Genomic DNA, 12,675 nt, shown 5'->3' with positions numbered 1-12,675 from the left:
CAAGGCGGGGGAAGCGACATGAACTACCGGCGCGCGGTCATACCAGCCCTGGTCGGGGCGCTGCTGATCACGCTGTTGCTGTGGTGGGCGGGAGCGAGCGCGCAGGCACTGCAACTGCGCGGCAGCACCAGCGTGTTCGACATGGACTCCGTGAACGAACTCCGGCGCTGGCTCATGCCCTGGTCGTACGACTCCTCGGTGGCCGTGCCGTCCGACGGATCCGCGGACGCGGGCACGGGCCTGACCGGAGACACCCCGTACGCCGGTCTGTACAGCACCGCGATGCAGATCAGATTCGTGGCCGTCTTCGCCTTCTTCCTGGCCGGCACGTTGCTTTTGCTCCGCAGGATCCCGCCGGCGCGGGGCCGTACACCGGCCACGCTGCTCGCGCTGTGGGCCTGGGGACCGGTGTCCGCGACCTTGGCGGTGACGGTCTCCGCGCCCTGGCTGATCGCGTCCCGGGAGCACGGCAGCTACCGGGTCCTGCCGCAGCTGGCGGGGGTGATCGCCTCGAGCGGACCGGTCCCGGTGTTCGCGGGGTTGTTGGCCGCCCTGCTCACGGTGCTCGTGGCACGCGTCTCCGCCAAGGACGCCGAACCACTGCCCCGGCGCGATGTGCCGGCGCGCGCCGCCCGTCTGGCGGCGAGCGCCGGAACCGCGGTGGTCGCGCTGTCCCTGGTGGTCCTGTCGTACCAGTCGGTGGCGGCCTGGATACAGACCTCGTTCAGCGGCGTCGGCCTGCTGTCCGAGCCGGGTGATCTGCTGCGCCAGTGGCTGCTGCTCGGGGCCTGGTCGGGTCCGGCGACCACATCGCTCGGACACTGGCTGCTGTACCGGGCCGCCGACGTGCTCCTGCTGGCCGTGGTGTGGTGGTCACTGCGTCTGCTGCCCGGCCTGCTCACCCGGACCACCGTGCCGGCGATGGCGGTGGGCGCGGTCTGCGCGACCGTGCTGGGACTGCTCGCGAGCCAGGTCCTGCACATGGCGATCGACGACACCGCCGCCGTGTGGGGTCCTGTGCATGTGTTCTCCGCTCTCGGCACAGGAGTCCCCGCCGCCCTCACCTTCGGCCTCACGGCGGGACTGGCGGCCCTCGCGACCCTGCGGCTGGCCGGGGACCGTGACCCCCTGCCGTCGTCTGTCGTCCCTGCCTGACTCCCTGGCAGCATGCGGTGATGCGCATCGACACCGCTTACGAGGGCGCCCTCGGTGACTACTTCGCCGACAACGCGACCGACGGCCCCGGCTACGCGACCACGGCGGGAGGCTGCGCGTCGACGCCGACCCGCCTCCGAGGCACAGGCCGATCCATCGCGCCCGGGCCTCCCGCAGGTCTTGACCCGGCTCCCTCGGCCACGTACAACGTTCTCCAGTAGAAAACGTTTACTCAACGGAGAGGCCGCGTCCGCCATGAGAACCACACAGGACCGGGAAGAGCCCGCGGGGGTCAGAGCCGGTAGCCCGGGGGCGCTGTCGCGTCGGGGTGTCCTCAAGGGCACGGCCGTCACCGTCGGTCTGGCCGCGGCGGGGGTCGGCATCGCGCAGCCGGTGCATGCGGCCGAAGGAGCGGCTGTCCCAGGGCAGTCGGACTGCGCGACCGCACGCATGGGCGGCAACGCCATCACGGTGTCGGTGGTGGACGGAGCACTCCGGTGGTCCGTCCAGCACCACGGCAGGACCGTCGTCGACACGTCCGTCCTGGGCCTCGCACTGAGCGACGGGACCGTCCTCGGCAGCGACGTGACGGTGGCACGCAACCAGCACGGGACCTCCCGCACCATCTGGAACCCGGTGTACGGGCGCAACGCCTCCGTCACCGACCACTACCAGGAGCAGCGGTGGGACCTGCGGGACACCGCCTCGGGGACCCGGTTCGGCGTCCAGATCCGCGCCTACCGGACCGGTGTCGCCCTGCGCTACCTCCTGCTCGACGAAGGCACCGCCACCGTCTCCAACGAACTGACCACGTTCGCCTTCCCCGACGACACCACCGTCTACAGCGCCCGCGACGAGGACGCCTACCTCCCGGTGGCGCCGGGCTCCATCCCGGTCACCGGCACCTCCACCACGGACAACGGCCCCCTCACCGACCTGCCGCTCACCGCCACCCTCACGGACGGGCTCATCGCCTGCGTCTGCGAGTCGGCCCGGCTCGACTTCCCGCGCCTGATGCTGAGTTCGACCGACGGACAGCCCGGCACCCTGTCCGCCTTCCTGATGGAGCACACCGCCCGCGGCACCGGCCCGGTCGAGCCGACCAACACGGTCACGACCCCCTTCGCCACGCCGTGGCGTGCGGTAGTAATCGGTTCCACCCATGCCGAACTGGTCGACAACGCCGAGCTGATCCTCAACCTGGCCCCACCCGGCGCCCTGGCCGACACCTCGTGGATCAAGCCGGGCAAGGTCTTCCGCTGCGAGCTCAGCACCGCGGCAGGCCTGGCAGGCGTCGACTTCGCCGTGACTCGTGGCCTGGAGTACATCGAGTACGACGCCGGCTGGTACGGCCCGGAGTTCACGACCACCGACGCGACCAAACCGATAGCGGCCATCGACCTCCCGTCCGTCATCGCGTACGCCACGAGCAAGGACATCGGTGTCTTCCTCTACGTCAACCGGCTCGCGCTGACCGACGCGGACTCCCTCTTCGGCCTCTACAAGGGGTGGGGCGTCGCGGGCATCAAGCTCGGCTTCATCAACGACGGTACGCGGACGATGACCGACCGGATCACCGACTGGGCGAAGACAGCAGCCAAGTACCAGCTGCTGATCGACATGCACGACGACGTGCGGCCGTTCGGCTACGAACGCACCTACCCCAACTGGATCAGCCTGGAAGGCGTCCGGGGCAACGAGCAGTTCCCGACCGCCACGCACAACGTGACGCTGCCCTTCGCCCGCAACATCGGCGGCCCGATGGACTACACGATCTGCTACGGCCAGTCACGGGACAAGACGACCAACACCCATCAGATGGCCATGGCCGCGGTGTACTACCAGCCCCTCAACTTCCTCTTCTGGTACGACAAGCCGTCCAAGTACGCCAACCCGGCGAACTGGCCGGGACTGCCCTGGTTCAACGCCGCCCCCACGACCTGGGACGAGAGCCGGACCCTGGCCGGGTCGATCGGCGAGTACGTGGCGGTGGCCCGCCGGAGCGGCGACACCTGGTACCTCGGGGCCATGACCGACGAGACCTCCCGGACCCTGTCGATCCCGCTGTCGTTCCTGGGCAGCGGCACCTACACGGCAACCGTGTACGCCGACGGCACCCCCGGGGCCGCCCCGTACCAGACTCCGGTCGTGGTCAGCACCCGGTCCGTCACCGCGGAGAGCACACTGAGCGTGGCCATGGCCCCGGCGGGCGGCCAGGCGGTCGTCCTGAAGCCGAGCTGACCCTGCACCCGGAGTCAGCGCTGGACATACAGGCCGGTGCCGGACATCCGGCCCGTAAACAGCTTCTACAGTAAACGTTTCCTGCAGCAGGGAGTGCAGTCCGGCCGAGGGAACTCACAAGCGTGAGACGGTGCAGTAACGTCGGAGCCGTGACGGACGAGGAAGAGGGGCCATTCGGCGCCCAGGAGCCGAAGAAGGCGAAGCGGAAGAGGAAACCGCCGGCGGACAGGCCCAGCACGATCCGTGACGTCGCCGCGAAGGCGGGGGTTTCCGTAGCAACCGTTTCCCGGACGCTGGCGGGCAACTACCCGGTGTCCGCGGAGACCAGGGAGCGGGTCATGGCCGCCGTCGACTCCCTCCACTACGTCGTGAACGTCCACGCCAAGGCACTGTCCGGCCGGGTCGCCGGGCCCATCGCCCTCGTCCTGCGTGACATCACCGGCCCCTCCCTCGCCCACGTGGCAGCGGGGGTGGAGGAGGAAGCCGGCCGCCGGGGTCGCCTCAGCCTGGTCTGCTCGACCAAGGACGACACCAAGCGCGAGGACGACCTGGTCCAGCTGATGCGGGAGCAGCACGCGGCGGCGGTCCTCCTCGTGGGTGGCACCGTGACGGACGACGCCTATCACCGTCGTATGGCCGGCTATGCCAAGGCGCTGGACTCCGCCGGGTCCCGGCTGGTGCTGTGCGGCAGGCCGCCGCTGCCCGCGGGTGTGCCGGCCACGGTCGTGGACTACGACAACCGCGGCGGCGCCTTCCAGGCCACCGCGCACCTGCTGACGGCCGGCCACCGGCGTGTCCTCTTTCTCGGCGGCGCGCCGGGCTTCAGCAGCGCGGAGGAGCGCCGCCTCGGCTACCGGGACGCGCTGCGCGCCCATGGCATGCCGTACGCCGATGAGCTGGACACGAGCGGGGACTACACCCGCGCCTCGGGTTACCTGCGCACCCGGGAAGCGCTGAGCGCGGGCGTCGAATTCACGGCGGTGTTCGCGGGGTCCGACGTGGTCGCGCTGGGCGCGCTGGCCGCCCTGCGCGAGGCCGGTCTGAGCGTCCCGCGCGAGGTCTCCGTGGTCGGCTTCGACGACGTCCCGTTCGCCGCCGACCTGACCCCGGCCCTCACCACGGTCCGGGTCCCGTACGAGGAACTGGGCCGCACCGCCGTACGCCTCGCCCTGGACCGCGAGGTGGGGTTCGCCTCCGACAACCACGTCGTGCTGAGCACGCAGCTCGTGATCCGGGATTCGGTGCGTCCGGCTGCCGACTGAGAGAGCGCTGTGAAGCAGGCAGCGGTTGTCGGCGGCGTCGACGAAGGCGTGTCAGTGGTGGTGACCGCGTCGGCCGAGGGTCTGCACCGGGGTCGTGCCGGGCCGGGTCCACTGGGGCACGGGACGGCCGGTCGGGCCCCAGGTGGGGTTGCCCTCCGCGTCGGAGCGCCAGGTCCAGCACGCACCGCGACCCTTGGGCCAGCCCTCGGTATTGTCCTCCCAGGTCTCACCGCGGCCGTAGGGGGTCATGTCGAGCAGGCCGAGGGACCCGCTGACCCGCTCGTTGCCACGGCCCGTTGTGGAGCAGGGAGGAACACGCGATCGCCGTCGCGCAGGAAACAGGTGAGGTACCCCATGTCACCGCCGACCGGCCCGTCCACGCCATGCACTCCCCGCGGACGGTGCACAGCCACATCGAGCACCTGCTCCGCAAGACGGGTGCCGCCTCCCTCGCCGAGGCCACGGCTCTCGCGGTCCGCGACGGGCTGCTGCGCCCGGCCCCGGACCACCTGGCGTTCTTCGTCGAACGGTGAGGCACTTGGTATCCACCTCGATTCGCCGCACAGCCGCCGGGCCCGATCGGGTCTCGCCACGCCGACCACGGGACCGGTCGGCCGTGCTGCCGCCGGCCACCCTCCCGGACGGGGCAGCTCCGGTCAGCTCTGGCAGGCGCACCCGGTGTCGCTCTTGGCCTCGCCGACGGTGACGGACGGGTCGGTCGGCTGCTCGGACGGTGTGCAGCAGGCGGTGACGCCGCAGCAGGAGTCGTCCGTCGCGGGCGTCGCGCCGGTGTCCGGGCGGGCGACGGGCTTCGTGGCGCGGACGATGGCGGAGTGCATGCCGTCGGCGACCTGGTGGGTCGGGACGATCTCGATGCCGGTGAAGCCGGCGGCCGCCAGGCCCGCGCGGTACTCGGCGAAGGACAGGGCTCCCGCGATGCAGCCGACGTAGTCCCCGCGTTCGGCCCGCTGTTCGGCGGTGAGGGTGTCGTCGGCGACGACGTCGGAGACTCCGATGCGGCCGCCGGGCCTGAGGACCCGGAAGGTCTCGGTGAAGACGGCGGACTTGTCGACCGACAGGTTGATCACGCAGTTCGAGATCACGACGTCGATCGTGTTCTCGGGCAGGGGGATCGCCTCGATGGTGCCCTTGAGGAACTCCACGTTGGTGGCGCCCGCCTTCGCCGTGTTGGCCAGAGCGAGGGCGAGCATTTCCTCGGTCATGTCCAGCCCGTACGCCTTGCCCGTCGGCCCGACGCGGCGGGCGGAGAGCAGGACGTCGATGCCGCCGCCGGAACCGAGGTCGAGGACACGCTCACCCTCGCGCAGTTCGGCCACGGCGGTCGGATTGCCGCAGCCGAGGGAGGCGGCGACGGCCTCGGCCGGCAGCGTGTCGCGCTCGTCCGCGGCGTAAAGGGTCGAGCCGAAGTTCTCGTCGACCTCGACCGGCTCGGGTCCGCAACAGGCGCTGCCGCCCTCGCTCACCTGCACGGCGGCGGCCGCATACCGCTGCCGGACGGTCTCACGCAGGTGGATGGAGTGCTCACTCATGATCTCTCCCCTGCCCATATTGACGTTTGTTGATACAAGCGTGCAGCTTGAATCGAAAAACGTCAACATAGAGGAACGTCGAAACAAGCGGATCCGCGGATCCGCAGATCCGGGATCAGCCGCCGGCCCTGGCCCCCTGGATGTGGAAGTTGAAGTCGCCGTGGCCGAGCGTGCCGTACAGGTGCAGCCAGATCGGCAGGAGCATCTCGACGCCGCGGGCGGTGGTGATGTCGCCCAGGTCGATGACGCTCGCTTCGGGCCAGCCGAAGGAGCCCAGCAGCGCCGTGACGGCCTTCTTGGCCCCGGTGTCGTCACCGCTGACGAACACGGTGTGCTCCCCTGCCACGCGGGCCGGCTCCACCATGACGAAACAGTTCATGGTGTTGAGGGTCTTGACGACCTTCGCGGCGGGGAAGGCCCGCTGAATGCGCTCGCCGAGGCTGTCGGTGTTGACCGGATCCAGCGTCGGCCTCCCGGCGGAGAAGTCCAGCGGGTTGGCGACGTCGATGAGGACCTTGCCGCTCAGACGGGGTGCGCCGGCCGCCTGCAGCGCATCGAGGCTTCCCTTACCCGCGGTGGTGTTGACGACCGACTCGCCGAAGGCCGCCGCGTCCTCGAAGGTCTCCAGACGCACCTGGCCGTGGCCTGCGTGCCACTGCGCGAACGGCGGGTTGCCCATGCCGTCGGGTTCGGTGCGGGCGAGGGTGGCCCCGGGATCGCGGGTGCCGATGACGACGTCGTGACCGAGGGAGGCGAGCTTGCCGGCTATGGTCCGGCCGACGATGCCGGTACCGAGGACTGCGTAACGCATTCGAGTGGGTCCTTCCGGGGCGTCGGGCGATCGGCCGGGGGCCGCGCCCATGAGGAAACCAACCAGGTCGTTCGCTGTCGCGTGATGACGGTAGCTGTCGAGTCGGCGGCCCGTTCCCATCTATCGTGGAAAATCACATCATGATGGCTCGTGTCGAGGCAGGCTGCACATGAGGAAACCGCAGATCGATTACGCGGCGGTATTCCGGGCTCTGCCCGGCATGGTGGCGTTGCTGACGCCCGAGCTGGTGTACGTCGACGTCAACGACGACTTCCTACGGCTCACCGGTCGCGCCCGCGAGCAGTTGGTGGGCCACTACATCTTCGACGTCTTCCCCGAGAACCCCAATGATTCGGCCGCGGCCGGGATGCGGGAGACGCGGGCGTCGATGCTGCGTGCGGTGGCCACCGGGGAGCGCGACACGATGGCGGTTCTCCGCTACGACATCGAGGATCCCCAGCGGCCCGGCCACTGGCAGGAGCACTTCTGGAGCCCGGTCAACGCGCCCGTCCTCGGCACCGACGGGAAGGTGAAGCTGCTCGTGCACCGGGTGGAGGAGGTCACCGAACTCATTCGCGCCCGCGGCGGACCGGGCGGCGACAGCCGGGCACGCGTGCTGGAGGCCGAGCTGTACACCCGCGCCCGGGAACTCCAGGAGGTCAACGAACGCCTGCGCAAGGCACACGCCCGCGAACGCGAGGTCGCCCTGGCTCTGCAGGAGGCCCTGCTGCCCGCCCCCGGACCCCTCGGCCACCATCAGGCGGCCGTGCGCTACCGGCCCGCCGTCGGCTCCCTGAACGTGTGCGGTGACTGGTACGACCTCGTCGACCTGCCCGACGACTGTCTCGCGGTGGCCGTCGGTGACGTGGTCGGCCACGGACTGGCGGCCGCCTGCGTCATGGGCCAGCTGCGCAGCGCGCTGAGCGCCGCCACCCGCGTCGCCGACGGCCCTGCCCGGGCGCTGGAGGCGCTCGGGCTGTACGCCCGCTCCGTCGACGGCGCCGAGTCGACGACGGCGGCGACGGCCTTCATCGACTGGGGCGACCACTCCCTCACGTACAGCAGCGCGGGCCACCTCCCGCCCGCCCTGCTCCACCCGGACGGCACGGTGGCCTTCCTGGACCGGGCCACCGACCCGCCGCTCGGTGCCAGCCTCGAACACACCATCCGCCCGGAGGCCGTCACGCACTTCGACGAGGGCGCCACGCTGGTGCTCTACACCGACGGTCTGATCGAGCGCCGCACCGAGGACATCGACACCGGCCTGGCACGCCTCGCCGACACGCTCACCCGCCACCGCCACGCCGACCCCGAGGACTTGGCCGACGCGCTCCTGGCCGAGCTGCTCCCGCTCACCGGCAACGCCGACGACACCGCTCTCGTCGTGATCCGCCTGTGAGACGAGCCGGTGGAACAGCCCTCAGTCCTCGGCGGGCATCACCCGGGTCACCTTGCCCTTGGTGTTCGCCTCCAGGTAGCCGGTCTGGCTGTACTCGTTGCTCAGGTAGACGGCCAAGCCGAGGGGGGTGTCGAAGACGTCGTTGGGCTCTCTCACCATCACGTATCGCGTGTCCGGATGGTCGACGTTGAGCTTCTTCCGGGCCTGTTCCAGAAGCGTGGGCACCTTGTCCCAGTCGAAGCCGTCGAGGGCGAAGGGCTGGTCGCCGCCGGACAGGGTGCCCTTGATGATGCCCTTCTCCACGCCCTGTCCCGGACGGTAGGTGTAGCTGTCGTACTTGCTGTCGCTGCCGTTGACCATCAACTCGGCCGACACGAAGTCCTCGTAGACGGTGAAGTCGCCGAACCTGTCCCGGCCGCTCTCCTGCTTCAACGCCTTGATGGCGGTGCGAATGCCGTCGGGGGTGAGCAGGCTCGCGGTCGTCGCATCCTTCGACTGCTGGACGGCCGGGGCGGCGGCCGGGGAGCCGGTCGACCCGGGGGCCGCCGTGGCGGAGGAGGAGGCGGAGTGGGAGGCGGCGGCAGAGGAGGCCCCGCCGTCCGCCGCGTCACCCGATCCGCCCGAGTCTCCTCCGAAGGGCAGCAGCCACCACATCAGGACCAGGGCACCGGCCAGCGAGGTCCCCGAGACGCTGAGCAGGACACCCAGTCCGGGCCGGCTCCTACGTCCCGCCCGGACGGGTGAGGTCACCGGCTGGCCGGGCCCGGCGGGGACAGGCGGCGGCCCGAATCGGCCAGGGCCTGCTGCACCCACCGGAGCCGGGGCACCGGCGAGGGGGGCCGTGGGCGTGGCGAAGGCACCCGGGTACGAAGGGGCCGCACCGGCGGACGACGGGTTCAGCGGGTACGAGGTGGGGGGCTGGTGCCACGCGGTCACCGGACCGGCGGACCCCGACTCGATCTCGGCCAGCCGTCGGTCCAGCACGGCGGACGACGGCCGCGCCGCCGGATCCCGTACGAGCACGCTCATCAGTACGTCACCCAGGGCACCGGCCCGCACCGGCGGCGGCACCTCCTCGTTGAGGACGGCCGCGAGGGTGGCGAGGGTGCTGCCCCGGCGCAGCGGGTGGTGACCCTCCACAGCGGCGTACAGCATCATCGCGAGAGACCACAGGTCGGAGGCGGCGCCGCCCTCGTGGCCCGAGATCCGCTCCGGTGCCATGAAATCGGGGGTGCCGATGATGGAGCCGGTGACGGTGAGGCTGGTCGTCTCACGGATCGCGGCGATGCCGAAATCGGTGAGGACGGGGCGCCCGTCGGACCTGAGCAGGACGTTGGCGGGCTTGACGTCCCGGTGCTGAATTCCCGCGTCGTGCGCGGCCGCCAGCGCGGCCAGCACGCCCCGGCCGATCCGCGCCGCCTCGGCCGGCGGCATCGGTCCCCGCCCCAGCCGGTCGGCGAGCGAGCCGCCGCTAACCAGCTCCATGACGATCCACGGGTAGGTGCCCTCGCCGCCGTCGACGATGTGGTGGACGGTGACGACGTTGGGATGGTCGATCCGGGCCAGGGCCCGCGCCTCGCGCAGCACCCGCTCGCGCAGCGTCCGCGCACTGTCGGGGTCGTACTCGGCGAGGTCCCGGTCGGGCGGGCGGACCTCCTTGACCGCGACCATCCTGTGCAGCACCAGGTCCCTGGCCCGCCAGACCGTACCCATCCCGCCGCCGCCGAGACGGGCTTCCAACTCGAAGCGCCCGTCGACGACTCGTCTGCCGGGGACCTCGTCTGCCTCACTCATGGGCGGGAGCTTAGTTGCCCCCATAGACAGCGTTCGCCGCCACCTGGATCACGGACACGGGCCGGAACGCTCCCGCAATCACCGTTCAGGCGGCGGTGTTTCGTCGATGACATGCCGCCCCGCGCCGCAACACGCTTCTGCTGTACGGTCGTTGGCCCGCCGTGATCGGCGGTGGGTTCGTCGGCCAAGCCGAGGAGACCGTCGCCGGGCCAAGGACGCCGTACGGGGGCTCAGTGGGCCAGGTTGCTCTCGGCCGTCGGCTGTGCCGCCGTGGTCTCTTCGGGCGCGGCCTGGGCGGCGGTGCTCTGCGCGGTCCCGTCCTCCTTCATCGCCTTGGCCTCGCTCTTGAGGATGCGCATCGACTTGCCGAGCCCGCGGGCGGCCTCGGGCAGCTTCTTCGAGCCGAACAGCAAGATGATCATGATCGCCACGACCAGCAGATGCCAGGGCTCCAGTCCGTTGCGCAGCATGCCGCACGTCCCTTCTCCACACTCACGGTTGCCAACTTGCGCAACTGTACAACCGCAGGCCCGCGTTCGCCCTACTCGTCGGAGTCCTTCTTGTCGGGCGCGGCCGCGTACGCCTGCTCCGGCGTCATCGCGACCCCGTTGAGGGAGACCGTCTTGTAGGGGCTGACCTTGGCGCAGGTCTTGGCCTCGTCGGCGGTCTGGGCGTGCGCGTTGGAGACCGCGGCCTTCGTGTCGGCGGGCGCCGGCGAGGACGAACCGCCCGGATACGTGGTGCCGCTCGTCCAGTCGCTGCCGATCACCAGGGTCAGGCCGGTACCGGTGCCCTCCTCGATGTGCTTGGTGGGCAGCCCGAGCGCCTTGGCGGCCGTCTGGGCCTCGGCCTTCCGACCGGTGCCGTAGGTGAGGGTGGTGGTGGTCGCCGGGCTCGGCGCGTTGGCGGTGGTGGTCGCGGAGCTGAAGCCCTGGCCGGTGAGCGCGTTCGCGATCGCGGAGGCGCGGCCGGTGATCTCGGTGCCGTTCTCGACGGTCACGGCGATCTCGGAGGCGGGTACCGCCGCGGCCGTGGCCGTCGCGGAGGCCGCCGCGGACTTCTTGCCGGAGCCGGTGCTCAGGGACTGGTCGTCGGCGATGCTGGAGAAGAGGGCCTTGGCACCCGCGCCCACCACCACCCGGTTGGTGTCGTTCGGGTCGGCGGCGGTCTGCATCGTGGTGAAGGTCATCCGCTTGGTGGGGACCTTGTTCACGTCGGCCGCGAGCCCGATCAGCTTCTTGACGCTGCCGAGGCCGTCGTCCACGGTGAGCGCCTTGGTGGCGGCGTCGGCGAGGTCGTAGACCGCGGTGGGATCGGTGAGCGTGCCGGCGCTCTTGAACTTCCGGATCATCGCGCTGAGGAAGATGTGCTGGGAGACCGTACGGCCGAGGTCGCTGCCGTCCCCGAAGCCGTGGCGGGAGCGGACGAACTCCAGGGCCGCCTCACCCTTGAGGGTGTGGGTGCCCCTGGACAGTTTCAGGTGCGAGTAGGTGTCGTACACGTTGTGGTCGACGCACACGGAGACACCGCCGACCGCGTCGGACATCTTGACCACGCCGGAGAAGTCGAGCTTGACGAAGTGGTCGATGGGGATGCCGGTGAGCTGGTGGATGGTGGCCACCTGGCAGGCGGGACCGTACTGGAGGGCGCTGTTGATCTGGCCGTAGTAGCCGGACGTGGACTGGCCGCTCTCACTGTCCTTGCAGGCCGGGACGTCGACCATGGTGTCGCGGGGGATGCTCATGACGGTGGCGTTGGAGCGGTCCGCGGATATGTGCACCACCATCTGTACGTCAGCGTTGCCGTTTCCGGTCTGTACGCCGGTCTGGGAGCAGCCGCCGCCCAGCTTGCAGTCCGCCTTGCTGGTCCGGCCGTCCGAGCCCATGACCAGGATGTTGATCGGGGTGCGGCCGAACGCGTCGGCCTTCTCCGAACCGCCCTTGCCGTCGAGCGAGACGCTGTTGATGTTGCCGTTGAGGTGCTGGTAGAACCACCATCCGGCACCGGCCGTGGCCAGGACGAGAATCGCCAGACACATCCCGACGATCTTCAGCACCCGCCTGCCGCGCCGTACCGGACGGGCCCGGCGACGCGAGCGCTTGCCACCGTGCGAGCGGGCCGCCTGCCGCGCCGCGGCCCGGCCTCCGGGCCGATGCGCTCCGCCAAACTCGTCCGCCCGCTGCTCCGGCACCCGGCCGGTGCGGCTGCGCGTGGCCTGACCGCCCGGGCCGTTCCACGGGTCGCTCATCTACCACTCCCAGGAAACGGTCGGGCCTCTCGGGCCGGGCCATGGGGTGGGCGGCCGGGCGAGCGCGGCGGTGTACAGGCAGGCCAGGGACAGGAGCCTCGGCCTGGGTTGCGTAGTTGCGCAATCTAACAAACCCCTGGCCCGGCCAGGACAATGCCCGCCGCATTTCACAGGTGAGAGATCTCATGGAGGAATGCGGCAACCTCGTGGACATA

11 protein-coding genes and 1 pseudogene are annotated in these 12,675 nt (G+C 70.6%); 6 read left to right on the top strand and 6 right to left on the bottom strand.

The features are described from left to right. The first annotated feature begins 18 nt into the window (after positions 1-18). From M2157_RS42915 to M2157_RS42900, 4 genes are all read left to right on the top strand, one after another. A complete protein-coding gene (locus tag M2157_RS42915; protein WP_280867886.1) occupies positions 19-1,155 on the top strand; it encodes a hypothetical protein in 1,137 nt (378 codons plus the stop codon). 20 nt (positions 1,156-1,175) lie between these two features. Continuing rightward, positions 1,176-1,376, top strand: a complete 201-nt coding sequence (locus M2157_RS42910; RefSeq protein WP_280867885.1) for a hypothetical protein — start codon at positions 1,176-1,178, stop codon at positions 1,374-1,376. A 34-nt stretch (positions 1,377-1,410) separates the two neighbouring features. Continuing rightward, positions 1,411-3,396, top strand: a complete 1,986-nt coding sequence (locus tag M2157_RS42905) for a glycoside hydrolase family 97 protein (protein ID WP_280867884.1) — start codon at positions 1,411-1,413, stop codon at positions 3,394-3,396. Between the two features lie 293 nt (positions 3,397-3,689). Next, positions 3,690-4,658: a LacI family DNA-binding transcriptional regulator gene (locus tag M2157_RS42900; protein ID WP_280858920.1), complete on the top strand. Its 969-nt coding sequence runs from the start codon at positions 3,690-3,692 to the stop codon at positions 4,656-4,658. Between the two features lie 51 nt (positions 4,659-4,709). On the opposite strand, the pseudogene M2157_RS42895 reads toward M2157_RS42900, so the two are convergent. After that, a pseudogene (locus M2157_RS42895) lies at positions 4,710-5,038 on the bottom strand (DUF899 family protein); the annotation flags it as partial. Between M2157_RS42895 and M2157_RS42890 the strand changes: the two are divergent. Beyond that, positions 4,979-5,191 (top strand): hypothetical protein, encoded by a 213-nt coding sequence (locus tag M2157_RS42890; RefSeq protein WP_280858921.1) that lies wholly within the window; start codon positions 4,979-4,981, stop codon positions 5,189-5,191. The pseudogene M2157_RS42895 and the gene M2157_RS42890 overlap by 60 nt on opposite strands. Before the next feature lie 123 nt (positions 5,192-5,314). On the opposite strand, the gene arsM is transcribed toward M2157_RS42890, so the two are convergent. Both arsM and M2157_RS42880 read right to left on the bottom strand, forming a co-directional pair. Next, complete coding sequence (gene arsM, locus M2157_RS42885; RefSeq protein ID WP_280867883.1) at positions 5,315-6,208, bottom strand: arsenite methyltransferase; 894 nt, start codon at positions 6,206-6,208, stop codon at positions 5,315-5,317. A 115-nt stretch (positions 6,209-6,323) separates the two neighbouring features. Next, positions 6,324-7,019 (bottom strand): NAD(P)-binding domain-containing protein, encoded by a 696-nt coding sequence (locus tag M2157_RS42880; protein WP_280855755.1) that lies wholly within the window; start codon positions 7,017-7,019, stop codon positions 6,324-6,326. A 169-nt stretch (positions 7,020-7,188) separates the two neighbouring features. On the opposite strand from M2157_RS42880, the gene M2157_RS42875 reads away from it, so the two are divergent. Then, positions 7,189-8,418 (top strand): SpoIIE family protein phosphatase, encoded by a 1,230-nt coding sequence (locus M2157_RS42875; protein WP_280855756.1) that lies wholly within the window; start codon positions 7,189-7,191, stop codon positions 8,416-8,418. A gap of 21 nt (positions 8,419-8,439) precedes the next feature. On the opposite strand, the gene M2157_RS42870 is transcribed toward M2157_RS42875, so the two are convergent. The 3 genes from M2157_RS42870 to M2157_RS42860 form a co-directional block, all read right to left on the bottom strand. Then, positions 8,440-10,212: a serine/threonine-protein kinase gene (locus tag M2157_RS42870; RefSeq protein ID WP_280867882.1), complete on the bottom strand. Its 1,773-nt coding sequence runs from the start codon at positions 10,210-10,212 to the stop codon at positions 8,440-8,442. A 230-nt stretch (positions 10,213-10,442) separates the two neighbouring features. Further along, on the bottom strand, positions 10,443-10,682 hold the full coding sequence (gene tatA / locus M2157_RS42865) for a Sec-independent protein translocase subunit TatA (protein WP_280867881.1): 240 nt from the start codon (positions 10,680-10,682) through the stop codon (positions 10,443-10,445). 71 nt (positions 10,683-10,753) lie between these two features. Next, positions 10,754-12,460 (bottom strand): LCP family protein, encoded by a 1,707-nt coding sequence (locus M2157_RS42860; protein ID WP_280867880.1) that lies wholly within the window; start codon positions 12,458-12,460, stop codon positions 10,754-10,756. Between the last annotated feature and the right edge of the window lie 215 nt (positions 12,461-12,675).

The sequence above is a fragment of the Streptomyces sp. SAI-127 genome, from assembly GCF_029894425.1.
Classification (GTDB): Bacteria; Actinomycetota; Actinomycetes; order Streptomycetales; family Streptomycetaceae; genus Streptomyces.
The sequence above is the reverse complement of the archived record's forward strand: the minus strand, read 5'-3'. Positions and strand labels throughout refer to the sequence as shown.

What these genes read in the sequence shown, in the direction of transcription:
- M2157_RS42860 (WP_280867880.1), bottom strand. Translation starts at nt 12,460, where the DNA reads ATGAGCGACCCGTGGAACGGCCCGGGCGGTCAGGCCACGCGCAGCCGC.
- M2157_RS42875 (WP_280855756.1), top strand. Translation starts at nt 7,189, where the DNA reads ATGAGGAAACCGCAGATCGATTACGCGGCGGTATTCCGGGCTCTGCCC.
- M2157_RS42880 (WP_280855755.1), bottom strand. Translation starts at nt 7,019, where the DNA reads ATGCGTTACGCAGTCCTCGGTACCGGCATCGTCGGCCGGACCATAGCC.
- tatA (WP_280867881.1), bottom strand. Translation starts at nt 10,682, where the DNA reads ATGCTGCGCAACGGACTGGAGCCCTGGCATCTGCTGGTCGTGGCGATC.
- M2157_RS42915 (WP_280867886.1), top strand. Translation starts at nt 19, where the DNA reads ATGAACTACCGGCGCGCGGTCATACCAGCCCTGGTCGGGGCGCTGCTG.
- arsM (WP_280867883.1), bottom strand. Translation starts at nt 6,208, where the DNA reads ATGAGTGAGCACTCCATCCACCTGCGTGAGACCGTCCGGCAGCGGTAT.
- M2157_RS42870 (WP_280867882.1), bottom strand. Translation starts at nt 10,212, where the DNA reads ATGAGTGAGGCAGACGAGGTCCCCGGCAGACGAGTCGTCGACGGGCGC.
- M2157_RS42910 (WP_280867885.1), top strand. Translation starts at nt 1,176, where the DNA reads ATGCGCATCGACACCGCTTACGAGGGCGCCCTCGGTGACTACTTCGCC.
- M2157_RS42905 (WP_280867884.1), top strand. Translation starts at nt 1,411, where the DNA reads ATGAGAACCACACAGGACCGGGAAGAGCCCGCGGGGGTCAGAGCCGGT.